The sequence below is a fragment of the Streptomyces sp. NPDC008163 genome (assembly GCF_042956885.1).
Classification (GTDB): Bacteria; Actinomycetota; Actinomycetes; order Streptomycetales; family Streptomycetaceae; genus Streptomyces; species Streptomyces drozdowiczii_A.
The window spans coordinates 431,631-454,517 of record NZ_JBIBHG010000006.1 but is presented as its reverse complement, the minus strand read 5'-3'; the positions used below and the strand labels follow the sequence as shown (position 1 = coordinate 454,517).

The following is a 22,887-nucleotide window of genomic DNA, read 5'->3' as shown; positions in this document are numbered from 1 at the left end:
GCCCCGGGCCCTTTAGTCTGGACCCGGTACCGAATGGAGGGTCTGGATGTACAGCTGGATCTGGCGGCATCTGCCGGGCAACGTGTGGGTGCGTGCGTTCATTTCGCTCGTGCTCGCCCTGGCGGTCGTCTATGTGCTGTTCCAGTACGTCTTCCCGTGGGCGGAGCCGCTGCTTCCGTTCGGCGATGTGACGGTCGACGGAGCGAGCGCGCCGACGGGGGCCGCCCGATGAGCGCCCGCATCCTCGTCGTGGACAACTACGACAGCTTCGTCTTCAACCTCGTCCAGTACCTCTACCAGCTCGGTGCCGAGTGCGAGGTGCTGCGCAACGACGAGGTGACCACGGCCCACGCGCAGGACGGCTTCGACGGCGTCCTGCTCTCGCCCGGCCCCGGCACCCCGGAGTACGCGGGCGTCTGCGTCGACATGGTGCGGCACTGCGCGGCGACCGGCGTCCCGGTCTTCGGGGTCTGCCTGGGCATGCAGTCCATGGCCGTGGCGTACGGCGGCGTCGTCGGCCGCGCCCCCGAACTGCTGCACGGCAAGACCTCGCCGGTCCTCCACGAGGGCGCGGGCGTGTTCGCCGGCCTGCCCTCGCCGTTCACCGCGACCCGCTACCACTCGCTCGCCGCCGAGCCGGACACCGTGCCCGACGAGCTGGAGGTCACCGCGCGGACCGCCGACGGCATCATCATGGGCCTCCGCCACCGCGAGCTGGCCGTCGAGGGCGTGCAGTTCCACCCGGAGTCGGTGCTCACCGAGCACGGCCACCTGATGCTGGCCAACTGGCTGGTGCGCTGCGGGGACACCGGAGCCGTCGAGAGGTCGGCGGGGCTCGCTCCGGTGGTGGGCAAGGCCGTCGCGTGACCCCACCCCGCCACGGAGCCGGGGCAGGGCAGGACGACCCGCACGATCCGAGGGCGTACGAGGACCCGGGCGCGTTCGAGGCGGCGGTCCACCGGCTGGCGGACCCGTTGAACGACCCGCTGCCGGGCCCGGAGCCCGTGGTCCCGGAGCCCGTGGTCCCGCAGCCCGTGGTTCCGCAGCCCGTGGTTCCGCAGCAGCAGGCGCACTACGAGCCACAGGACCCCCCGCAGGCCCCGCAGGAGTGGTACGACCCCGCCGGGTACCAGCGCGACTGGTACGGCCACCAGGAGCCCGTACAGCCGCCTTCGGAGGCGTCGCAGCCCGCGCCCGATCCGTACGCCCCGCTCGACCCGGGCCCCGCGGCCGTCCCGCAGCCCCCGGGCGGCGAGGCCGTGGAGCCCGCCACCGAGATCCTCGGGCGAATAGACGCGGACGCCCCGGTCGTGCCCGCGCCTCACCCGGAGCCGGAGGCGCCCGCCGAGGCCGAGGAGCCCGGAGGCGTATCCGACGCGGCCACGCCCGCGCCCCCGCCCACCGGCGGCCGTGCCGAGCGCAGGCGCGCCGCGAAGGGCCGTGGCAGACGGCGTTCCGCGCCGCCGCGTCCGGCGGGCGCCGCGCCGGACGGGGCCCCGGCGAAGCCCATGACCCGCATGGAGGCGCGCCGCGCGGCCAAGGCCGCCAAGGACAGCCCCGCGATCGTCATCAGCCGGGGCATCGGTGAAATCTTCATCACCCTGGGCGTCCTGATGCTGCTGTTCGTCACCTACCAGCTCTGGTGGACGAATGTGCGCGCCGACCAGATCGCCGGCCGGGAGACCCACAAGATCCAGGACGACTGGGCCAAGAACGAGAACACCCCCGAGAAACAGGAGGCGTTCGAGCCGGGGCAGGGCTTCGCCATCATCCACATCCCCAAGCTGGACGTCGTCACGCCGATCGCCGAGGGCACCAGCAAGGAGAAGGTCCTCGACCGGGGCATGGTCGGCCACTACAGCGAGAAGCCGCTGAAGACGGCGATGCCTTCCGCCAAGGAGGGCAACTTCGCGCTGGCCGGCCACCGCAACACCCATGGCGAACCGTTCCGTTACATCAACCGCCTGAAGCCCGGTGACCCGATCGTGGTCGAGACCCGGGAGGCGTACTACACGTACGAGATGACGAGCGTGCTGGCGCAGACCTCGCCCTCCAACGTCTCCGTGATCGCGCCGGTGCCGAAGCAGTCCGGCTTCACCAAGCCCGGCCGGTACATCACCTTGACGACGTGTACGCCGGAATTCACGAGTACGTACCGTTTGATCGTCTGGGGCAAGATGGTCGACGAACGGCCGCGCAGCGAGGGGAAGCCCGACGTGCTCGCGGACTGAACGGGCCCCACGCCATGACGACAGGGCGGTGCTATGACAGCGACGACCGAGGACCAGGAGCGGACCGACGAGTCCGCGCCACCCGCGCGGAAGGGCGGCCGCCATCCCATCGCGACGGCGGTCAGTGTCTTCGGTGAACTGCTCATCACCGCAGGTCTGGTGCTCGGCCTCTTCGTCGTCTACTCGCTGTGGTGGACGAACGTGCTGGCCGACCGCGAGGCCACCAAGCAGGGCCACACCGTCCGCGACAAGTGGGCCGACGGCCCCGGCGCGCTGGACACCAAGGACGGCATCGGCTTCCTCCACGTCCCGTCGATGAAGAACGGCGAGGTGCTCGTCAAGAAGGGCACCGACACCGAAACCCTCAACGACGGGGTCGCCGGCTACTACACCGATCCGGTGAAATCCGCGCTTCCCTCCGCCAAGGAGGGCAACTTCGCGCTGGCCGCCCACCGGGACGGGCACGGGGCGAAGTTCCACAACATCGACAAGGTGAAGACCGGGGACGCGATCGTCTTCGAGACGAAGGACACCTGGTACGTCTACAAGGTCTTCAGCGAGCTGCCGGAGACGTCGAAGTACAACGTCGACGTGCTGGGGGCCGTCCCGAAGGGCTCGGGCGTGAAGAAGGCCGGCCGCTACATCACGCTCACGACCTGCACCCCGGTCTATACGTCCAAGTACCGCTACATCGTGTGGGGCGAGCTGGTCCGTACGGAGAAGGTCGACCGCGACCGCACGAAGCCGCCGGAGCTGCGCTGACGACTGCGGCGTCACGGCAGAGGGCCCCGGTCACCGCGAAGGTGACCGGGGCCCTCTGTTCGTACCGGGTGCGGAGAGCGGGTCAGTGGCCCCTGCCGCCGCCGTTCGGCCCGGCGACGACGTTGCCTCCGCCCACCGTGGTGAGAGTGACCGTGGTGGTGGCCGGGTCGGACTGTGTGCCGGGTTGCGGGTCGGCGTTGGCGACAATGGCGTTGTCGTCGTCCGAGCTGCCTTCGGCGAACTGGATGTTCGTGAAGCCGGCCTGGGTCAGCATCTGCTTGGCCTCGGAGACCTTGTGCATGCGGACCTCGGGGATGGCCGCCGTCGGGGGCTGCGTCGGGCCCTTGGAGACCTTGAGGATGATCGAGGTGTCCTTGCCGGCCTTGGTGTCCGGCGCGGGGTTCTGGCCGATCACCTCGTTCGCCGGCTTGTCGGAGTCCTCGTCGGACCTGCCGATGTTGGTGAAGCCGATCCCCTTCAGCTGGGCCACCGCTTCGTCGTACGAGCGGGTGGACACGTTCGGCACCGTGAGCAGCTTCTCCGTGGCGACCTTGAGCGTGACCTCGGAGTTCTCCTCGGCCTTGGTGTCGCCCTTCGGGGACTGCTCCAGGACGGTGCCGGGATCGGCCTGGTCGGACTCGACCGAGGTGACGTTGACGGTGAAGCCCCGCTTCTCAAGGATCTCGCGGGCGTTGTCCTCGGACTTCTCGGTGACGTCCGGCACATCGACCTTCGGCGGGCCGCTGGAGACGAAGACCGTGAGGGTCTCCTGCTCCTTCATCTTCCCGTCCTCCGGTGTCTGGCGGCAGATCTTGCCCTTGGGCTGGTCCTTGCACTCTTCCTTCGGACCGACCTTGAGGACGATGTTGGTGTTGTCGGCCAGCTTCTGGGCGTCCTTCACCGTGGTGCCGACCACGGTGGGCACGTCGAACGCGCCGTCGTCTCCGCCGCCGCCCCCGAAGACCGCCTTGCCGATGAGGATCGCGCCGATCAGCACCAGGATGCCCGCGACGACCAGGAGGATCGTCGAGGTGTGGTTCTTCTTCTGCCTGCGGCGGTCGGGGCGGTCGTCGTAGCCGTAGCCGCCGTCGTCCGGGTTGACCGGCGGCAGCATCGACGTGCGCTCGCCGCTCTGGTCGGCGGCGCGCAGCGCGGTGGTCGGCTGGTCGTTGTCGTACCCGCCGGGGTAGCCGCCGCCGTAGCCCGCCGCACCCATCGCCGCCGTCGCGGCGACCGGCTGGCCGTCGAGGCACGCCTCGATGTCGGCGCGCATCTCGTCCGCGGACTGGTAGCGGTAGTCGGGGTCCTTGGTGAGCGCCTTCAGCACGATCGCGTCCATCGCGGGCGTGATCTCGGGGTCGAAGTTGCTCGGCGGCTGCGGCTCTTCCCGTACGTGCTGGTACGCGACCGCCACCGGGGAGTCCCCGACGAACGGCGGCCGGACGGTCAGCAGCTCGTAGAGCAGGCAGCCGGTCGAGTAGAGGTCGGACCGCGCGTCGACCTGCTCGCCCTTGGCCTGCTCCGGGGAGAGGTACTGGGCGGTGCCGATGACGGCCGCGGTCTGGGTCATCGTCATACCGGAGTCGCCCATGGCGCGGGCGATGCCGAAGTCCATGACCTTGACCTGTCCGGTCCGGGTCAGCATGACGTTGGCCGGCTTGATGTCGCGGTGGACGATGCCCGCGCGGTGCGAGTACTCCAGCGCCTGAAGGATGCCCACCGTCATTTCGAGCGTCCGCTCGGGCAGCAGTCTGCGCCCGGAGTGCAGCAGCTCGCGGAGCGTCGAGCCGTCGACGTACTCCATGACGATGTACGGGATGGAGACCCCGTCGACGTAGTCCTCGCCGGTGTCGTACACCGCGACGATCGCCGGATGGTTGAGCGAGGCGGCGGACTGGGCCTCACGGCGGAACCGGGCTTGGAAGGACGGGTCGCGGGCGAGGTCCGCCCGGAGCGTCTTCACGGCGACAGTGCGGCCGAGCCGGGTGTCGTGGGCGAGGTAGACCTCGGCCATGCCACCACGGCCGAGCACCGAGCCCAGCTCGTACCGGCCGCCGAGGCGACGCGGCTCTTCCATAACTGTTCCAGCCCTCTCCGTCAGTCCTGACCGCACCGGTGCGCGGTCCGGCGGTGTGCTGTTCGCGCATACGCTACCGGCCGCGCATCAGCTGATCGGCCCGGAGGCGGTACCTGATATCCGACCGGTATCCACAGAGTCGCTTTCACGGCCGGGTGTGAGCGGTCTCACTTCTCGCTGTCGATGACCGCCTTCATGACCGACTTCGCGATCGGGGCGGCCAGGCCACCACCGGAGATCTCGGCGCGGCCGGCGTCGCTGTCCTCCACGACGACGGCCACGGCCACCGGGGAACCCTTGTCGGTCTTCGCGTACGAGATGAACCACGCGTACGGGTTCCCCTTGTTGTTCAGACCGTTCTGGGCCGTACCGGTCTTGCCGCCGACCGTGACGTTCGGGATCTGGGCGTTCGTGCCGGTGCCCTCCTTGACGACGGTCTCCATCATGCCCTGGAGCTTCTGGGCGTTCTCCGCCGAGAGGGGCCGGCTGAACTCTTCCTTCTCGTGCGTGTAGATCACGTCCAGGTTGGGCGCCTTGCGCTCGGCGACCATGTACGGCTGCATCAGCTTGCCGTCGTTGGCGACGGCGGAGGCGACCATCGCCATCTGGAGCGGGGTGGCGCGGTTGGACGCCTGGCCGATGCCCGCCATGGCGTTCTGCGGCCGGTTGTCCTCGGGGTACACGCTGGCGTCCGCGCGGACCGGGGTGAAGATCTCCTTGTTGAAGCCGAACTTGTTGGCCTCGTCGATCATCTTCTGGTTGCCCAGGTCATCGCTGATCTTGCCGAAGACGGTGTTGCAGGAGTAGCGCAGCGCCTTGCGGAGCGAGGCGTTCTCGCACGGGATGTTGCCCTCGTTGGGCAGGTCCTGGCTCGTCTGCGGCAGGCGCCAGGGCAGCGGCGACTTGGTGTCCTCGTCGATGTCCTCGTAGAGCCCGTTCTCCAGGGCGGCGGCGGCGGTGACGACCTTGAACGTCGACCCGGGCGGGTAGGTCTCACGCAGCGCCCGGTTGAGCATGGGCTTGTTCTTGTCGTCCTTCAGGGACTGCCAGGCCTTGCTGTCGGACAGGCCGTTGCCCGCGAAGGACGAGGGGTCGTACGAGGGGGTGCTGGCGAGCGCCAGGATCGCTCCGGTCCCCGGGTCGAGGGCGACGACGGCGCCCTTCTTCTTGCCGAGGCCCTCGAAGGCGGCCTTCTGGGCCGCGCCGTTGAGCGTGGTGACGACGTTGCCGCCGGTCCTCTCCTCACCGGTGAACATCGACATCGTCCGGTTGAAGAAGAGCTGGTCGTCGTTGCCGGTGAGGATGCCGTCCTCGAGGTTCTCCAGCTGGGTAGCGCCGAACGCCTGCGAGGAGTAGCCGGTCACGGGGGCCCACATGGGCCCGTCCTTCCAGACCCGCTTGTACTTGAAGTCGCTGCCCTTGGTCTCGGCGGACCCGGTGATCGACTTGCCGTCCACGATGATGTTGCCGCGCTCGTGGGCGTACCGCTCGATGCGGACGCGGCGGTTCTCGTCGCGGGTGTTGAGGGCGTCGGCCTTCACGTACTGCAGGTAGTTGGTCCGCGCGAGCAGGGCGAAGATCAGGACGCCGCAGAAGATCGCGATCCGGCGCAGGGGCTTGTTCACGGGCGGACCACCTGGGTCATCTCGGCGTCGGTCGAGGGTGCGGGGGCGGGCGCGGGGCGACGGGCGGTGTCGCTGATGCGGATGAGGATGCCGATCAGGGCCCAGTTGGCGATCACGGACGAACCGCCGGCTGCGAGGAACGGCATCGTCATGCCGGTGAGCGGGATCAGGCCCATGACGCCGCCGGCGACGACGAAGACCTGGATCGCGAAGGCGCCGGAGAGCCCGATCGCGAGGAGCTTGCCGAACGGGTCGCGGGCGGCGAGTGCCGTGCGGACACCGCGCTCGACGATCAGGCCGTAGACCAGCAGGACGGCCATCATCCCGGCGAGGCCGAGTTCCTCACCGACGGTGGAGAGGATGAAGTCGGCGTTGGCGGCGAAGCCGATCAGGTCGGAGTGGCCCTGGCCCCATCCGGTACCGAGCGTGCCGCCCGAACCGAACGACATGATGGCGTTCCCGATCTGCTCACAGGAGTTGTTCGTGTGGAAGCACTTGAACGGGTCCTTCCAGGCGTTTACGCGGGCCTCGACGTGCGGCTCGAAGCTCGCGACTCCCACAGCTCCCGCAGCCGACATCAGGAGACCGAAGACGATCCAGCTGGTCCGCTCGGTGGCGACGTACAGCATGATCACGAAAAGCCCGAAGAACAACAGCGACGTTCCGAGGTCGGTCTCGAAGACCAGGATCAGGATCGACAGGGCCCAGATGACGAGGATGGGGCCCAGGTCGCGCCCGCGCGGCAGGTACAGCCCCATGAAGCGGCGGCTGGCGAGTGCCAGCGCGTCGCGTTTGACCATGAGATAGCCGGCGAAGAAGATCGCGATGATGATCTTCGCGAACTCCCCGGGCTGGATGGAGAATCCGGCGATGTTGATCCAGATCTTCGCGCCGAACTTGGCCGGAAAGAACATGGGAAGGATCAGCAGGAACAGCGCGGCCACCATCGAGATGTACGTGTAGCGCTGCAGGATGCGGTGGTCCTTCAGCAGCAGCAGCACGCCGACGAAGAGCGCCACACCGACCGCCGAGTACATCAGCTGCCGGGGAGCGGACGGGGTGAACGCCCCGTAGTAGTTCTCCGCATCCCTGATCAGCTTCGGCGACTGGTCGAGCCGCCAGATCAGCACCAATCCCAGCCCGTTGAGCAGCGTGGCCAGCGGCAGCAGCAGCGGGTCGGCGTACCGGGCGAACTTCCGCACCACGAGATGGGCGACACCGCCGAGCAGGATGAGCCCCGCTCCGTAGCCGAACATGCCGGACGGCAGCTTGCCGTCCATGGCCAGGCCCACGTTGGCGTAGGCGAACACCGAGATGGCGATGGCGAAAACCATCAACATCAGTTCGGTGTTGCGCCGGCTCGGCGCGTCGATCGCGCCGATCGTGGTCGTGTTGGTGACAACGCTCATGGTGCTGAAGGCCCCCTACGGCTCTACTTCTTACCGCACTGCGGGACCAGCTTCTTCTCTTCCTCCGAGAGGCTGGGCCCAGGAGTGGGAGTCGTGGAAGTCTGCTCGGACTTGGTGTCGCCACCGGATGTCTTGGCGGACTTGGACGCCTTCGTGGCGTCGGTGTCCGTGCCCTGTGCCTGACCCTCGTCGCCGTGCGCCTTCTCGGCGGCGCGGCGCTGCTCGTCCTTCTTGCAGGCGGACGCCTGGACGGAGAGCTCGCTGATCTTCTCGCGGGCATCGGCGAGGCTGCCCTCGGCGATCGTCGCCTCGACCTTCTTGCGCTGGTAGGCCGGGAGGTACTTGAGTTCGATCTCGGGATGGTCCGTCTCGACCTTCGAGAGCGAGAGCCAGCCCAGGTCCTGGCTGATGCCCCGGTACAGCGCGACGTTGTCGCTCTTCGCGCCGACGTAGAACTGGGTCTGGGTCCAGCGGTAGCCGCCGTAGAGGCCGCCGCCGACCACGGCCAGCGCCAGCGCCACGTAAAGGGACCGCTTGAGCCACTTGCGGCCACCGCCCTTGACGAAGTCGTCGTCGGAGTAGGACCCGAAGGACCCCTCGGGCATCCCGTCGTAGCCGGAGTCGTCGCCGCTGCCGGGCGGGCCGAAGCTGCCGGAGGGCGGCGGTACGGGACGGCCGAGGCCGGCCGCACGGCCGGCGGGCGTCTGCATCGCGCCGCCGTCGTGCAGCTGGGCCGCCTGGTTCTCGGCGACCGCGCCGACGACGACCGGGGTGTCATTGAGCTGCCCGGCCAGGGTGTCGTTGCTGTCGACGTCGAAGACATCGGCGACGATGCAGGTGATGTTGTCCGGTCCGCCGCCGCGCAGGGCGAGCTGGATCAGGTCCTGGATGGTCTCCTGCGGGCCCTGGTAGCTGGCGAGCGTCTCCTCCATCGTCTGGTGGGAGACGACGCCGGAGAGCCCGTCGGAGCAGATCAGATAGCGGTCGCCGGCCCGGACCTCACGGATGGAGAGGTCGGGTTCGACGTGGTCGCCACTGCCCAGCGCGCGCATCAGCAGGGAGCGCTGCGGGTGGGTGGTGGCCTCCTCCTCGGTGATCCGGCCCTCGTCCACCAGCCGCTGGACCCAGGTGTGGTCCTGCGTGATCTGGGTGAGCACGCCGTCGCGCAGCAGGTACGCGCGCGAGTCGCCGACGTGCACCAGGCCGAGGCGCTGGCCGGTCCAGAGCAGGGCGGTGAGCGTGGTGCCCATGCCCTCCAGCTGCGGGTCCTCCTCGACCATCATCCGCAGCTGGTCGTTGGCCCGCTGGACCGCCGTACCGAGCGAGGTGAGGATGTCGGAGCCCGGGACGTCGTCATCGAGCTGGACGAGGGTGGAGATCACCTCGGAACTGGCGACCTCACCGGCCGCCTGGCCGCCCATGCCGTCGGCGATCGCGAGAAGGCGGGGTCCGGCGTAACCGGAGTCCTCGTTCCCCTCCCGGATCATGCCCTTGTGCGACCCGGCGGCGAAGCGCAGGGACAGACTCATGCGCACCTCACCCGTCGGTTCGGGGTACAGCCGGTCTCGAGCCACACTGCCCACCCTCCGGTCGGGAGCCAGGCCGGGTCCGATGCCCGGACCCCCGCGGCTCGCTCGCTCCGCTCGCTCATTGTCGTACTACTTCCGCAGCTCGATGACGGTCTTGCCGATCCGGATCGGCGCGCCCAGCGGAACGGGCGTCGGGGTGGTGAGGCGGGTCCGGTCCAGGTACGTGCCGTTGGTGGACCCGAGATCCTCGACGATCCACTGGCCGTCACGGTCGGGGTAGATCCTGGCATGCCTGCTGGACGCGTAGTCGTCGTCCAGCACGATCGTTGAATCATGGGCACGGCCGAGCGTGATGGTCTGCCCCTGGAGCGCCACCGTGGTGCCGGTGAGCGTGCCCTCGGAGACGACCAGCTTGGTCGGCGCACCCCGGCGCTGGCGGCCGGGCTGCTGGCGCTGCTGCGGCGGTGCCGCGTTCTGGCGTCCCTGGGGCGGACGCGCGTCGTTGGCGGTGCGGCGTGAGCCGCGCTGCGTGACGCGCGTTCCGAACAGGTCGCTGCGAATGACCTGGACGGCCACGATCACGAACAGCCACAGAACAGCCAGGAAACCTAGCCGCATGACCGTCAGGGTCAGCTCTGACATTGCCCCCGCTTCACCCTTCGGCTTGCCGGTAAACGATGGTGGTGCTGCCCACGACGATCCGCGAGCCGTCGCGGAGCGTAGCGCGGGTGGTGTGCTGCCCGTCTACCACGATGCCGTTGGTAGACCCGAGATCCTGGATCGTCGAGGGCGTTCCGGTCCTGATCTCACAGTGCCGGCGGGAGACGCCGGGGTCGTCGATCCGCACATCGGCGTCGGTGCTGCGGCCCATGACCAGCGTCGGGCGGGAGATCTGGTGGCGGGTGCCGTTGATCTCGATCCAGCGCCGCACCTGCACGTTCGGCAGGGAGGTGGGAGTGGCCGGCGGGCGCCGGTCCGGACCGCCGTGCCGCCCGGCACCCGGCGGCGGGCCGGCGGGCATGGGCGGGGCGGAGGTGGGCGGGTAGCCGTAACCGCCCGGAGCCTGCGGGGCGGGACGGCCGGAGTACCCCTGCTGGGGGGACTGGCCGCCGTAGCTCTGGCCCTGTGCCGGGCCCTGACCCTGCCCCTGGCCCTGTGACGAACTCGACGCCAGAGTGCGGCTGCGGACCCGGTAGAGGCCGGTGTCGAGATCCTCGGCCTTCTCCAGGTGGACCTTGATGGGGCCCATGAACGTGTACCGCTGCTGCTTGGCGTAGTCCCGGACGAGACCGGAGAGCTCGTCGCCGAGCTGGCCGGAGTACGGGCTCAGGCGCTCGTAGTCGGGGGCGCTGAGCTCGACGATGAAGTCGTTGGGGACGACGGTCCGCTCGCGGTTCCAGATGGTGGCGTTGTTGTCGCACTCCCGCTGGAGGGCACCCGCGATCTCTACCGGCTGGACCTCGGACTTGAAGACCTTGGCGAAAGTGCCGTTGACCAGACCTTCGAGACGCTGCTCGAAGCGCTTCATCACTCCCATGGGGCACCTCCTCCGGTGTCGTCGTCCCTGTACTGCTTACTGATCGTATCCACGCGTCGGGAAATCGGCTGGTTCCCCTTGTCTGCCCTGTGGATGAGTGTCCCCCCTCACACGGATCGTAGAGGCGGCCTCCTCACAGTGTCCCGCACCTTGGACGCACTCAGGAGGAGTGGGGGGCGACCCATGGGGGTTCCCTGTTCCTTTCGGACGTTCTGCGTACGTCGGCCGAGCGTGCGGCGAGTGCCCGGTGATCGGGCGGCGAAACAACGGATGTGAATCCACCCTGTCCAGCGTGCTAATCTTCCGGATGTCGCCAGGCGATCGCACCGAAAAGTGGGAGAGCCCGGAAACACCACTCTTGCGCGAGTGGCGGAACGGCAGACGCGCTGGCTTCAGGTGCCAGTGTCCTTAGGGACGTGGGGGTTCAAATCCCCCCTCGCGCACAAGAAGGAAGCCCCCCAGGCATCGCCCGGGGGGCTTCTTCAGTTCGGCCGGAAGTTCAGGGCCGACCCCTTCCCTGTGTGTTTGGTTTCACGTGAAACGCCCGTTTTACGGGTGTGGAGCGTCGCCCGCCGCGTTGTAGCGCAGCAGGTACGCGGCGAACCGGGCGAGGTCGTCCTCCGTCCAGTCCGCGAGGCGTTCCTGATAGGCCGCGCGCCGGCTGGCCTGGGTGGCGGCGAGGGCCTGCGTTCCGGCCTCGGTGGGGTGCAGGACCTGGATGCGGTGGTCGTCCGGGTCGGGATGGCGCTCCACCAGGCCGAGCTTCTCCAGGGCGCCGATCTGCCGGCTGACCGTGGACTTGTCGAGCATGTAGTGCGCCGCCAGATCGGTCGCGCGGCAGCCCTGCTGGTCATCGATATGCGCCAGCAGCGTGTACGAGACGAGCGGCAGCTCGGGGTGGAGCCGGGCCGCGGCGGCCCGCGCGCGGCGGGCGAAGGCGGTCAGTTCGCGCTGGATGACGTCCAGCGACTCCTCGCGTTCTCCGGGGGTGCCTGGCACGGGTTCGCCTTCCTCGAAAGTTCAGTTGTAGAGTACAACGGAATCGAAGTTGTAAAAGCCAACCAGTTGAGTTGTAAAAACCAACTACCTGGCCGATCGTCTGGAGCCCCCATGTCCGCAGGCCCGAGTGCCGCCGCCGGCTCTCCGGCGGGCGCGCTGCGTCACGTACTGAGCCACCTCGTCACCCCGCTGCTGATGTGCATCGGCATGGGCCTCGCCTACCTCGGCGCATTCCACGCCCCGGAACCGCACGACCTGCGGGTCGACGTGGTCGGCTCGGGACCGTCCGCACAGGTGCTGGCGCAGACCCTCCAGGACAAGGGGGACGGCGCGCTGAGCGTGCGTACCGTCACCGACCGCGCCACCGCCGCCGAGCACCTGCGCACGCAGGACAGCTACGGCGCCTACATCCCCGGCAGGGCCCCCGAACTGCTCGTCGCCTCCGCCTCCTCCGACACCAGCGCGACGGCGGTCGAGAAGGTCTTCACCCAGGTCGCGGCGGGGCAGGGCGCCCCGCTGAAGGTGACCGACACCGCGCCCACGGCCGCGGGCGACCCCACCGGCCAGGGCATCTTCTTCCTGCTGGTCGCCGTGAGCATCGGCTCGTACGCCTCCGTCGCCGTGATCGGCGGCGCCGGAGCGGTCCTGCGGCTACGGGTCCGGGCGGCGCTGGCGCTGGGCGCCTCGCTGGTGGTGAGCGTCATCGGGGCGGTGTTCGCGGGGCCGCTGTTCGGTCTCGTGGACCACGGACTCGCGGGGCTGTGGGCCATGGCGTGGCTCTACTCGGCGGGCATCCTGCTGATCGGTGTGGGCTTGCACACCTTCCTCAAGCGGTGGACCACGCTCGGCGTGATGGTGCTGTTCGTCATGCTCAACTTCACCAGCTCCGGCGGGATCTTCCGGCCCGAACTCCAGCCCGGCTTCTTCGGGGCACTGCACTCCTTCTGGAACGGGGCGGGCTTCGTGGAGGGCGTACGCGGCCATGTGTACTTCGGCGACCACGCGCTGGGCGGAAACCTGCTGGTGCTGGCCCTCTGGTTCGTCGCGGGCCTGGTGCTGACGGGGCTCGCGGGCCTGGCCGAGGCGAGGCGGCACTCGGCGGGCGCCCCTGCGGCCGCCGCTCCCGCCGCCGCTCCTGCCGGGCCGGCGCGGTCGTCGGTCGAGGAGGAGGAAGAGGAGATGGAGGAGGCGGTGGGGGTCTGAGCGGCTGACCGGTGAGCGAGCGCCCGGCCTTCGGAGTTGTCCACAGGGGCAGACGGCGTTCGGCGCACGGCGGTACCGTCGGCGGCAGTTGATGTTGGGGCAGGTACCCGGTGGCTCTGCCGGGCGGGGCGGGGGAGGCTGCGCGCCATGGAAACGACCGGGACGGGACTGCCGCCGGTGCGACTCGTCGAACGCGGCGGTGGGGGCGCGATGCCTCCCACGCGGGCGCCTGCGCAGCGCATACCGGCCGTGCCGGGGTTCGCACGCCGTAGGGACCGGGCTGACGCGGAGGCCGAGCGGCGGCCGAAGGAGCGGGGCAAGGCGCTGCGGGCGCGGGTGCCCCGGTCCGCGCACGCGACGCTCGACCTGCCCGCCGGGCGGCCGGACGCGGTGCGCGCGGTGGAGGAGTCCAACCGGGGCCGGGTGGCGGAGCTGACGCCGATACGGGTGGGCCGGATGGCCGCCACCCCCTTCGCCTTTCTGCGCGGCTCGGCCGGGCTGATGGCCCATGACCTGGTGGGCACCCCGGTCACCGGGGTCGCCGCCCAGCTCTGCGGCGACGCGCACTCGGCCAACTTCGGGCTGTACGGCGATGCGCGGGGCGGCCTCGTCATCGACCTGAACGACTTCGACGAGACCGTGGCCGGGCCCTGGGAGTGGGACCTCAAGCGCCTGGCGACCTCGCTGGTGCTCGCGGGCCGGGAGGCCGGTGCCGACGAGGACACCTGCCGCAAGGGCGCGTACGACACCGTGGGCGCCTACCGGCGGACGATGCGGCTGCTGGCCCGGATGCCCGCGCTCGACGCGTGGAACGCCATCGCGGACGAGGAACTCGTCTCCCACACCGACGCGCGGGACCTGCTCGGCACGCTGGAGCGGGTCTCCGAGAAGGCCCGCAACAACACCAGCGCCCGGTTCGCGGCGAAGTCCACGGAGGACTGCGAGGACGGCGGCCGCCGCTTCGTGGACGCGCCGCCGGTGCTGCGCCGGGTCCCGGACGCGGAGGCCGCCGCCGTGGCGGCGGGGCTCGGGGACTATCTGGGGACCGTCTCCGAGGACCGGCTGCCGCTGCTGGCCCGGTACGCGATCCATGACGTGGCCTTCCGGGTGGTCGGCACCGGCAGCGTGGGCACCCGCTCGTACGTGGTGCTGCTGCTGGACCACCGGGGGGAGGCGCTGGTGCTCCAGGTGAAGGAGGCCAGACCCTCGGTCCTCGGACCGCATCTGGCCGCCGTGGGGTTCGCGCTGCCTGAGGTCGCGCACGAGGGGCGGCGCGTGGTGCTCGGGCAGAAGCGGATGCAGGTCGTCAGCGACCATCTGCTGGGCTGGACGACGGTGGACGGACGGCCCTTCCAGGTACGGCAGTTCAGGAACCGCAAGGGCAGCGTCGACCCTGCTGCCCTGGCCGCCGACCAGGTCGACGACTACGGCCGGATGACGGGGGCGCTGCTGGCGCGGGCCCACGCGCACAGCGCGGACCCGAGGCTGCTGGCGGGCTACTGCGGCAAGAACGACGAGCTGGACGAGGCGGTGGCGGCGTTCGCGGTGACCTACGCGGACCGCACGGAGGCGGACCACGGTGAGCTGGTCCGGGCGATCGGGGCGGGACGGATCGCCGCGGAGCGGGGGGTGTAGCGGGCTGCTGGGGTGGCTGTCCGGGCGCGGGCCGGGGCGCCTGCCGCGGTGACCGCGTGTCCCCGGCGGGGTCCGGGGCCATACGCTGGGCGGGTGACCCACGAAGCCGCCGGGGAGCCGATCTCCCGGAACGACGATGACCCGCAGGACGAGGCACGGCCGGACGATGGCCGGCCGGACGACGCGGTGCGGGATGCCGACCGCGTGGCCGAGGCGGAGGCCGGTGCCGGTGGGCCCGGGGGCGAGAGCGGTGCGCGGGAGCGGCCCGAGGCGCGGCTCGCGCAGGCGGTGCGGGCGGCCGAGCAGGCGCTGATCGAGTTCGAGATCGCGGTGGAGACGTTCCGGGTCGAGGTGGAGAACTTCTCCCGGCTGCACCATCAGCGGCTGGGCCCGATGTACGCGCGGCTGGACGAGCTCGACGCGCAGATCGCCGAGGCGCGGGCGGCGAAGACCGGTGATCCCGAGGACCTGCGCAAGGCCCAGGAGGCGCGGTCGGTCGTGATGCCCATGCCTGGCGTGGACGAGCTGTTCCACGACTGGATGGACACCGAGGGCCTGTCCCCCGAGGCGTCGGCCATGCTGACCGATCAGACCGTGCGCCCGCCCAAGCGGGTCCGGCCCACCGACGAGGCGCGCAAGCTCTACCGCGACCTGGTCCGCAAGGCGCACCCGGACCTGGCCCAGGACGAGCAGGAGCGGGCCAGGCGCGACGAGTTCATCGCGCGCGTCAACGCCGCCTACGGGCGCGGGGACGAGGCCCTGCTCGGCGAACTGGCCGAGGAGTGGGCGGCGGGCCCTGCCGCGCCGCGGCAGGAGCTGAGCGAGGCCGACGAGCTCTACGCCCGGCTGGACTGGCTGACCCAGCGCAAGGAACTGCTGACCGAGTGGGCCCAGGAGTTGGAGGAGAGCGCGATCGGCGCCATGCTGCGGATGGCCCCGGACGACCCGGACCAGCTGCTGGAGGAGATCGCCGAACAGCTGCTGGGCGAGGTCTCGCAGCGGGAGGCGGAGCTCGCGGCTCTGGTGCAGTAGCGTTTTCGGTGGCTCCGAGCGCACTGCTTCGGTGCCCCCGAGCGCACTGACGAGAGAAGGCATGACCCATGAATTTCGGCCCGCTTCCCACGGTCGATGTCGCGTCCGTTCCGGCGGACGGCCTCGTGCTGGACGTCCGGGAGAACGACGAGTGGGCGGCCGGACACGTCGAGGGCGCCCTGCACATCCCCATGAGCGACTTCGTGGGCCGCTTCGGTGAGCTGACCGAAGCGGTGGGGGACGGCCGCCGCGTGCACGTGATGTGCCGGGTGGGCGGCCGGTCCGCCCAGGTCACCCAGTACCTGGTGCAGCAGGGGATCGACGCCGTCAACATCGACGGCGGCATGCTCGCCTGGGACGGCGCGGGCCGCCCGATGGTCACCGACAGCGGCACCCCCGCCTTCGTCGCCTGATACGAACCGCCCCGGCCTCCCGGCCCCGCCTTCCGCCCCAGGCCCCCGTGCCGGGGCGTCAGCGATCGAAGTCGAGCTCCACCTCCTCGGTGGCCGGATGGGACTGGCAGGCCAGCACGTAACCCGCGTCCGTCTCCTCCGGCTCCAAGGCGTAGTTCCGGTCCATCCGCACCTCACCGGAGACCAGGAAGGCCCGGCAGGTACCGCAGACGCCGCCCTTGCACGCGTACGGAGCGTCCGAGCGGCTGCGCAGCACGGTCTCCAGCAGCGATTCGCCCCCTTCCACCGGCCAGCTGCCGGACCGGCCGTCGAGCGTGGCCGTCAGGACGGAGCCGACCGGCGTCTCGACCCGGGGCCCCGCGGGCGCGGCGGGGGTCTCCTCGACATGGAAGATCTCCTGGTGGATGCGGGAGCGGTCCACGCCCAGCCCGTGCAGCGCGGCCTCGGCGGCCCGGACCAGGCCCAGCGGCCCGCACAGGAACCAGCCGTCGATCTCCCCCACCGGCAGCAGCGCCGGAAGCAGTCCGGAGAGGCGTTCGCCGTCCAGCCGGCCCGAGGGCAGACCGGCCTGCTGCTCCTCCCGGGACAGGGCGGTGACCAGCTGGAACCGGTCCGGATAGAGGTCCTTCAGATCGGCGACCTCGTCCAGGAACATCGTCGAGGCGGCCGTCCGGTCGCTGCGGACCAGGCAGAACGTGGCGTTCGGCTCCCGGCCGAGCAGGGTGGCCGCCATGGACAGCACGGGGGTGATGCCGCTCCCGCCGACGATCGCCGCGAACTGCCCGACGCGGGGCGTCAGCACGAAGCGTCCCATCGGCGGCATCGCCTCGATCGTGTCGCCGACCAGCAGCTCCTTGATCGCGTACGTGGAGAAGGCGCCGCCGTCCACGAGCCGGATGCCCACCCGGAGCGCCGGATCGGCCGAGGGCTCGGGGGCCGGTGCGCAGATCGAGTACGAGCGCCGGACCTCCTCGCCGTCCACGGTGTAGCGGACATTGAGGTGCTGGCCGGGCTTGTGCCGGAAGATCTCGTGCAGGCCGGGCGGGACGGCGAGGGTGACGGCCACCGAATCGTCCGTGAGCCGCTCGATCCCGCTGACCCGGAGCGGATGGAACATCTACAACTCCTTGAAGTGGTCGAACGGCTCCTGGCAGGCCACGCAGCGCCGGAGCGCCTTGCACGCCGTGGAGGAGAACCGGCTCAGCAGCTCCGTCTCGGTGGAGCCGCAGTGCGGGCAGCGCACGGACAGGGCGAGCGGCACCGGACCGCCGGACGCGGTGTCGTGCGGGCGGGGCGGGGCTATGCCGAACTCCGCCAGCTTCCGGCGCCCTTCGGCGCTGATGTCGTCCGTCGACCAGGCGGGCGACAGGACCGTTTCCACGGACACCTCGGCCACGCCGTGGTCGTGCAGCACGCGTTCGATGTCCGCCGACATCGCCTCGATCGCCGGGCAGCCGGTGTACGTCGGCGTGAGCCTGACCGTGACGTGGTCCGAGTCGTGCACCTCCACGCCCCGGACCACCCCGAGGTCCTCCAGCGTCAGCACGGGCAGCTCCGGGTCCGGGACGGAGCCCGCGAGGCTCAGCAGCTCCTCCTCGACGGAGGTCCAGGTCACCATGACGCCCCCGGGTGGCTGCGGTGCAGGTGCTGCATCTCGGCGAGCATCCGGCCGAAGGACTCCGTGTGGATGCCCTGCCGTCCCGCGCCCGCCGTCCAGGCGCCGGTCTGCGGGCCCGTCGGCACGGTCAGGGTGGCCCGGCCGAGGACGTCCGTGACGGCCTCCAGCCAGCGGCTGTGCAGCGCCTGCCAGTCGACGTCGACGCCTTCGACCGGCTGGAACAGCTCGCCGGTGAAGCGCCACAGGGCGTCCACCGCCCGCTGCATCCGCTCGTGGCTCTCGTCCGTCCCGTCGCCGAGGCGCAGCGTCCACTGCTCGGCGTGGTCCCGGTGGTAGGCGACCTCCTTGACCGCCTTGGCCGCCATTCCCGCGAACGGGCCGTCCCCGGCCGCGAGCTGCTCGTACAGGCCCTGCTGGTGGACGGAGAAGTAGAGCTGCCGGGCGATGGTGTGGGCGAAGTCGCCGTTCGGCTGCTCGACCAGCTGGACGTTGCGGAAGGCGCGTTCCTCACGGAGGTAGGCCAGTTCGTCCTCGTCGCCCACGAGGGAGAGCAGCAGCCGGGCCTGGCCCAGCAGGTCGAGGGCGATGTTGGCGAGGGCGACCTCCTCCTCCAGCACCGGGGCGTGGCCGGCCCACTCCCCCAGCCGGTGCGACAGCACCAGCGCGTCGTCGCCCAGGGCGAGGGCCGCGCTCACAGGTGCTTCACCCCGTCCGGGATCTCGTAGAACGTGGGGTGCCGGTAGGGCTTGTCACCGGCCGGCTCGAAGAACGAGTCCTTCTCGTCCGGCGAGGACGCCGTGATCTGGGACGAGGGCACGACCCACAGGGAGACCCCCTCGGACCGGCGGGTGTAGAGGTCGCGCGCGTTGCGCAGGGCCATTTCGGCGTCCGGCGCGTGGAGGCTGCCGGCATGGGTGTGGGAGAGCCCGCGCCGCGAGCGGACGAACACCTCCCACAGCGGCCAGTCCGTCGAGCTGCTCATGCTGTCGCCTTTCCGTTCCGTACCGCCGGGTCCGCGCCGGGCGTGTGCTTGCGGGCGTATGCGGCGGCGGCTTCGCGGACCCAGGAGCCTTCCTCGTGCGCGCGGCGGCGCTGGGTGAGGCGCTGCTCGTTGCACGGGCCGTTGCCCTTCAGGACCTCCTGGAACTCGGTCCAGTCGATCGCACCGAAGTCGTGCCTGCCGCGCTCCTCGTTCCACCGGATGTCCGAGTCGGGGAGGGTCAGGCCGAGCGCCTCGGCCTGGGGGACGCAGATGTCCACGAACCGCTGCCGCAGCTCGTCGTTGGAATGCCGCTTGATCTTCCAGGCCATCGACTGCGCCGAGTGGGCCGATGCGTCGTCCGGCGGGCCGAACATCATCAGCGAAGGCCACCACCAGCGGTTCACCGCGTCCTGGGCCATCTCGTGCTGTGCGGGGGTGCCGTTGCTCAGCGCGAGGAGCAGTTCGTAACCCTGGCGCTGGTGGAAGGACTCCTCCTTGCAGATGCGGACCATCGCGCGGGCGTACGGGCCGTAGGAGCAGCGACAGAGGGGGACCTGGTTGGTGATCGCGGCGCCGTCCACGAGCCAGCCGATGGCGCCCACGTCCGCCCAGGTCAGCGTGGGGTAGTTGAAGATCGAGGAATAGCGCTGGCGTCCCGCGTGGAGCTTGTCGAGCAGCTCCTCGCGGCCGGTGCCCAGGGTCTCGGCGGCGCTGTACAGATACAGGCCGTGGCCCGCCTCGTCCTGCACCTTGGCCATGAGGATGGCCTTGCGGCGCAGCGAGGGGGCGCGGGTGATCCAGTTGGCCTCCGGCTGCATGCCGATGATCTCGGAGTGGGCGTGCTGGGCCATCTGCCTGACCAGGGAGGCGCGGTACGCGTCCGGCATCCAGTCGCGCGGCTCGATGCGCTCGTCGGCCGCGACCGCCGCGTCGAAGGCGGCCTGGAGCGCCGCTTCGGGCTCTGCTTCGCCGCCTGGTGCCGTCTGCGCTGTCTGGCTCGCAGCCACTGCCGCCATCCCGGACTCCCTACCGACCGATCGTTCGGTTCAATGTCTTCAATGGTGAGTCCGGGGCCCGTAGGGTGTCAACCCTGTGGATAACCGACGCGATCGGGGCGGGATGGATTCGGACGACGACAGGGACGCCTCCGGCGAGGGCGGACCCGTTCCCGCCGTCGAGGCGGCGCCCGCGGAGACCGGCGGAATGGCCGGGCTCTCGTTTCCGTACCAGATCGTCGCCGCCGTGGCGCTCGCCGCCTTCGGCGTGCTCGCCTGCATGCAGCTGGCCATGGTCTTCCTGCATGTCGCGCCCTCCAACACGCTGACCAAGCAGCACGGCGCGGCGGTGGACGACTGGGTGTATCCCGAGTTCGAACAGAACTGGAAGCTCTTCGCGCCCAACCCGCTGCAGCAGAACGTGTCCGTCCAGGTGCGCGCCGAGATATCCGGCGCAGACGGCCCCCGGACGACGGCCTGGCGGGATCTCTCCTCCGAGGACGGCCGGGCGATACGCGGAAACCCGCTGCCCAGCCACGTCCAGCAGAACGAGCTCCGCCGGGCCTGGGACTTCTACGTCGGATCGCACGACGACAAGAACCGGGCCAACGGCCTGCGCGGCACCCTGTCGGAGAAGTACGTCCGCCGCCTGGTGATGCTGCGCCTCGACGGCCGGTACGGCGGCGGGACCGTCCTGAGGATTCAGGTCCGGTCCGAGATACGGGCCGTCGCGGCCCCCGAGTGGAGCGACGAGAAGATCAGCACCGGCCCGTCCTACCGCGTCCTGCCCTGGTGGAAGGTCACCGCCGACGACCTGCCCGAGGAGGCGGGAGAGTGAGCACCCCCCACCGGACCCGCGGCCTCGCCGGCGCCGTCCAGCGCGTCACGGCCTCGGCCCTCGGCCCGTACCAGAGCGCCGTCATCCGCATCGGCTTCTCGGCCACCTTCCTGCTGTTCCTGCTCCGTGAGCTGCCCCATCGGCACGAGATGTACGGCCCTGACGCGCCCTGGCGCTGGGACCTGGCGCGGCAGCTGATAGCCGGGAACCAGGCGTTCACGACCCTGATGTGGTCGGACAGCGCGGTCTGGTTCGAGATCGTCTACGCGCTGGCGCTGCTCTCCTCCCTCCTGCTGATGCTCGGCTGGCACACCCGCGCCGTCTCCGTGGTCTTCATGGCCGGAGTCCTCTCGCTGCAGAACCGCAGCATCTTCATGGGGGACGGCGGCGACAACGTCATCCACCTGATGGCCATCTACCTGGTGCTGACCCGCTGCGGGCAGGTCTGGTCGCTGGACGCCCGGCGGGCGCGCGAGCGCGGACCGGCGGAGGACGCCGGCCAGGGGTCCGGTGGGCGGCCGGCGCCCGGGGAGCCTGCCGGGATCGTGCTGTGGGTGGTGCTCGGGGCCGTCCTGGTGGGGGCCTCGGTGGCGGGCGGCCTGGGCGGGACGGTGTGGCTGCCGCTCCTCCTGTGGTGCCTGTGGATCGGCCAGGGCGCCTGGTGGGCCGTGAACCGGTACGCGCCGCGCGGCGAGCTCCGTACCCTCCTCGACGTCGTCGCCAATCTCGCGCACAACGCCACCCTCCTCGTGATCATGGCCGAGGTCTGCCTGATCTATGCGACGGCCGGCTGGTACAAGATCCAGGGCTCGCGCTGGCAGGACGGGACCGCGCTGTACTACCCGCTCAAGCTGGAGTACTTCACCCCGTGGCCCGCACTGTCGGACCTCCTGGCCTCCAGCGGCGTCATGGTCATGGTGCTGTCGTACGCCACGGTCATCGTGCAGGTGGCCTTCCCGTTCACCCTCTTCAACCGGCGTGTGAAGAACTTCCTGCTCGGCGCGATGATCTGCGAGCACGCGGGGATCGCGCTGCTGCTGGGGCTGCCGTTCTTCTCGATGGCCATGATCGCCGCGGACGCCGTCTTCCTGCCGACCGTCTTCCTGGTGTGGCTCGGCGGGCGGGTGGCCTCGGGGCGGGAGCGGGTGTTCCGGGGGCGGGTGCCTGCGCCGCGTGCCGCCGATGGTGGCCCGGAGGCACCGGAGCCCGAGGGCGACGGGAGCCATACCCTCGTCGGGTGAGCAGTGAGACCGGCAGCACCGGTGAGACCAGCGGCGGCGGCGCGCCCGCGGGCGATGAGCCCGTCCAGTACGACGAGGGGTTCGGTACGGGGATCGGTGTCGGGCCGCATCCGCTGCCCTGGCCCGAGGACGAGCGTTACGACCCCGAGCTGCTGGCCGGTGGCGACCGGCGCAACGTGGGCGACCAGTACCGGTACTGGACCCGTGAGGCGATCGTCGCCGACCTCGATCTGCGCCGCCACGATTTCCATGTGGCCGTGGAGAACTGGGGCCACGACTTCAACATCGGGTCCGTGGTGCGGACCGCGAACGCGTTCCTGGCCAAGGAGGTGCACATCGTCGGGCGGCGGCGCTGGAACCGGCGCGGGGCGATGGTCACCGACCGCTACCAGCATGTCCGTCACCATCCCGACACCGCGAGCCTGACCGCCTGGGCGGCGGCCGAGGGGCTGCCGATCGTCGGGATCGACAATCTGCCGGGGGCGGTGCCGTTGGAGCGGACAGTGCTGCCTCGGCGGTGCGTCCTCCTGTTCGGGCAGGAGGGGCCGGGGCTGACGGAGGAGGCTCGGCGGTGTGCGGAGATGGTGTGTTCCATTGCGCAGTTCGGGTCTACGCGGTCGATCAATGCGGGGGCGGCCGCCGCCATCGCCATGCATGCTTGGGTGGCTCGGTATGCGGTGATTCCGGGGTGAGGTGGGAGCGGGGCGGGTACGTTGCGCCTGCGGCGGGCCTTTCCCCCTCCCCGCCCCTTCCCGAAACCG

The 22,887-nt window shown here is 70.4% G+C and carries 23 protein-coding genes and 1 tRNA gene; 12 read left to right on the top strand and 12 right to left on the bottom strand.

Annotated elements, in window-relative coordinates:
• Positions 1–46: 46 nt before the first annotated feature.
• The 4 genes from ACFZAT_RS16920 to ACFZAT_RS16905 are packed head-to-tail and all read left to right on the top strand — an operon-like array spanning position 47 to position 2,993.
• A complete protein-coding gene (locus tag ACFZAT_RS16920; protein WP_018101915.1) occupies positions 47–232 on the top strand; it encodes a hypothetical protein in 186 nt (61 codons plus the stop codon).
• A complete protein-coding gene (locus tag ACFZAT_RS16915; protein WP_391265001.1) occupies positions 229–867 on the top strand; it encodes an aminodeoxychorismate/anthranilate synthase component II in 639 nt (212 codons plus the stop codon). The genes ACFZAT_RS16920 and ACFZAT_RS16915 overlap by 4 nt, the downstream gene beginning before the upstream one ends.
• The gene (locus tag ACFZAT_RS16910; RefSeq protein ID WP_391265000.1) at positions 864–2,231 is read left to right on the top strand and encodes a class E sortase; all 1,368 of its coding nucleotides are present in this window, start codon (positions 864–866) and stop codon (positions 2,229–2,231) included. The genes ACFZAT_RS16915 and ACFZAT_RS16910 overlap by 4 nt, the downstream gene beginning before the upstream one ends.
• Positions 2,232–2,264: 33 nt before the next feature.
• Positions 2,265–2,993: a class E sortase gene (locus ACFZAT_RS16905; protein WP_391264999.1), complete on the top strand. Its 729-nt coding sequence runs from the start codon at positions 2,265–2,267 to the stop codon at positions 2,991–2,993.
• An 82-nt stretch (positions 2,994–3,075) separates the two neighbouring features.
• On the opposite strand, the gene pknB is transcribed toward ACFZAT_RS16905, so the two are convergent.
• The 6 genes from pknB to ACFZAT_RS16875 form a co-directional block, all read right to left on the bottom strand.
• Positions 3,076–5,070 carry a Stk1 family PASTA domain-containing Ser/Thr kinase gene (gene pknB, locus ACFZAT_RS16900; protein ID WP_391264998.1) on the bottom strand — a complete coding sequence of 665 codons (1,995 nt, stop codon included), beginning with the start codon at positions 5,068–5,070 and terminating at the stop codon, positions 3,076–3,078.
• A 167-nt stretch (positions 5,071–5,237) separates the two neighbouring features.
• Positions 5,238–6,695: a penicillin-binding transpeptidase domain-containing protein gene (locus ACFZAT_RS16895; protein WP_391264997.1), complete on the bottom strand. Its 1,458-nt coding sequence runs from the start codon at positions 6,693–6,695 to the stop codon at positions 5,238–5,240.
• Entirely contained in the window at positions 6,692–8,104 is a 1,413-nt protein-coding gene (locus ACFZAT_RS16890; protein ID WP_391264996.1) for an FtsW/RodA/SpoVE family cell cycle protein, read from the bottom strand. The genes ACFZAT_RS16895 and ACFZAT_RS16890 overlap by 4 nt, the downstream gene beginning before the upstream one ends.
• A 23-nt stretch (positions 8,105–8,127) precedes the next feature.
• The gene (locus ACFZAT_RS16885; protein WP_391264995.1) at positions 8,128–9,633 is read right to left on the bottom strand and encodes a Stp1/IreP family PP2C-type Ser/Thr phosphatase; all 1,506 of its coding nucleotides are present in this window, start codon (positions 9,631–9,633) and stop codon (positions 8,128–8,130) included.
• Positions 9,634–9,762: 129 nt separating this feature from the next.
• Positions 9,763–10,275 carry an FHA domain-containing protein gene (locus ACFZAT_RS16880; protein WP_018101923.1) on the bottom strand — a complete coding sequence of 171 codons (513 nt, stop codon included), beginning with the start codon at positions 10,273–10,275 and terminating at the stop codon, positions 9,763–9,765.
• A gap of 10 nt (positions 10,276–10,285) precedes the next feature.
• Positions 10,286–11,170, bottom strand: coding sequence for an FhaA domain-containing protein (locus ACFZAT_RS16875; RefSeq protein WP_391264994.1), 885 nt, complete (start codon positions 11,168–11,170; stop codon positions 10,286–10,288).
• Between the two features lie 360 nt (positions 11,171–11,530).
• Between ACFZAT_RS16875 and ACFZAT_RS16870 the strand changes: the two genes are divergently transcribed.
• Positions 11,531–11,613, top strand: a tRNA-Leu gene (locus tag ACFZAT_RS16870).
• Between the two features lie 106 nt (positions 11,614–11,719).
• Here ACFZAT_RS16870 and ACFZAT_RS16865 read toward each other — a convergent pair.
• Entirely contained in the window at positions 11,720–12,169 is a 450-nt protein-coding gene (locus ACFZAT_RS16865) for a MarR family transcriptional regulator (RefSeq protein ID WP_391264993.1), read from the bottom strand.
• A 111-nt stretch (positions 12,170–12,280) separates the two neighbouring features.
• Between ACFZAT_RS16865 and ACFZAT_RS16860 the strand changes: the two genes are divergently transcribed.
• The 4 genes from ACFZAT_RS16860 to ACFZAT_RS16845 all read left to right on the top strand — a co-directional run bounded on the left by ACFZAT_RS16860 (position 12,281) and on the right by ACFZAT_RS16845 (position 16,452).
• The gene (locus tag ACFZAT_RS16860; protein ID WP_391264992.1) at positions 12,281–13,372 is read left to right on the top strand and encodes a hypothetical protein; all 1,092 of its coding nucleotides are present in this window, start codon (positions 12,281–12,283) and stop codon (positions 13,370–13,372) included.
• A gap of 147 nt (positions 13,373–13,519) precedes the next feature.
• Positions 13,520–15,007 carry a DUF2252 family protein gene (locus ACFZAT_RS16855; protein ID WP_391264991.1) on the top strand — a complete coding sequence of 496 codons (1,488 nt, stop codon included), beginning with the start codon at positions 13,520–13,522 and terminating at the stop codon, positions 15,005–15,007.
• A gap of 93 nt (positions 15,008–15,100) precedes the next feature.
• Positions 15,101–16,039, top strand: a complete 939-nt coding sequence (locus ACFZAT_RS16850; protein ID WP_391264990.1) for a hypothetical protein — start codon at positions 15,101–15,103, stop codon at positions 16,037–16,039.
• A 68-nt stretch (positions 16,040–16,107) separates the two neighbouring features.
• Positions 16,108–16,452 carry a rhodanese-like domain-containing protein gene (locus ACFZAT_RS16845; protein ID WP_391264989.1) on the top strand — a complete coding sequence of 115 codons (345 nt, stop codon included), beginning with the start codon at positions 16,108–16,110 and terminating at the stop codon, positions 16,450–16,452.
• 58 nt (positions 16,453–16,510) lie between these two features.
• Here ACFZAT_RS16845 and ACFZAT_RS16840 read toward each other — a convergent pair whose 3' ends face one another.
• The 5 genes from ACFZAT_RS16840 to paaA are packed head-to-tail and all read right to left on the bottom strand — an operon-like array spanning position 16,511 to position 20,068.
• Entirely contained in the window at positions 16,511–17,569 is a 1,059-nt protein-coding gene (locus tag ACFZAT_RS16840) for a 2Fe-2S iron-sulfur cluster-binding protein (protein WP_391264988.1), read from the bottom strand.
• Positions 17,570–18,070, bottom strand: coding sequence for a 1,2-phenylacetyl-CoA epoxidase subunit PaaD (gene paaD / locus ACFZAT_RS16835; RefSeq protein WP_391264987.1), 501 nt, complete (start codon positions 18,068–18,070; stop codon positions 17,570–17,572). It lies immediately after the preceding gene.
• On the bottom strand, positions 18,064–18,765 hold the full coding sequence (paaC, locus tag ACFZAT_RS16830) for a 1,2-phenylacetyl-CoA epoxidase subunit PaaC (RefSeq protein WP_391264986.1): 702 nt from the start codon (positions 18,763–18,765) through the stop codon (positions 18,064–18,066). Before paaC ends, paaD begins: the two co-directional genes overlap by 7 nt.
• Positions 18,762–19,052 carry a 1,2-phenylacetyl-CoA epoxidase subunit PaaB gene (gene paaB / locus ACFZAT_RS16825; RefSeq protein ID WP_073966613.1) on the bottom strand — a complete coding sequence of 97 codons (291 nt, stop codon included), beginning with the start codon at positions 19,050–19,052 and terminating at the stop codon, positions 18,762–18,764. Before paaB ends, paaC begins: the two co-directional genes overlap by 4 nt.
• Entirely contained in the window at positions 19,049–20,068 is a 1,020-nt protein-coding gene (gene paaA, locus ACFZAT_RS16820) for a 1,2-phenylacetyl-CoA epoxidase subunit PaaA (RefSeq protein ID WP_391264985.1), read from the bottom strand. Before paaA ends, paaB begins: the two co-directional genes overlap by 4 nt.
• 103 nt (positions 20,069–20,171) lie before the next feature.
• Between paaA and ACFZAT_RS16815 the strand changes: the two genes are divergently transcribed.
• Genes ACFZAT_RS16815 through ACFZAT_RS16805 form a run of 3 tightly spaced genes read left to right on the top strand, consistent with a single transcriptional unit; the run spans position 20,172 to position 22,818 of the window.
• Positions 20,172–20,885 carry a DUF5819 family protein gene (locus tag ACFZAT_RS16815; RefSeq protein WP_391264984.1) on the top strand — a complete coding sequence of 238 codons (714 nt, stop codon included), beginning with the start codon at positions 20,172–20,174 and terminating at the stop codon, positions 20,883–20,885.
• Complete coding sequence (locus tag ACFZAT_RS16810) at positions 20,882–22,126, top strand: HTTM domain-containing protein (RefSeq protein WP_391264983.1); 1,245 nt, start codon at positions 20,882–20,884, stop codon at positions 22,124–22,126. The genes ACFZAT_RS16815 and ACFZAT_RS16810 overlap by 4 nt, the downstream gene beginning before the upstream one ends.
• A complete protein-coding gene (locus ACFZAT_RS16805) occupies positions 22,123–22,818 on the top strand; it encodes a TrmH family RNA methyltransferase (protein WP_391264982.1) in 696 nt (231 codons plus the stop codon). Before ACFZAT_RS16810 ends, ACFZAT_RS16805 begins: the two co-directional genes overlap by 4 nt.
• Positions 22,819–22,887 lie beyond the last annotated feature (69 nt).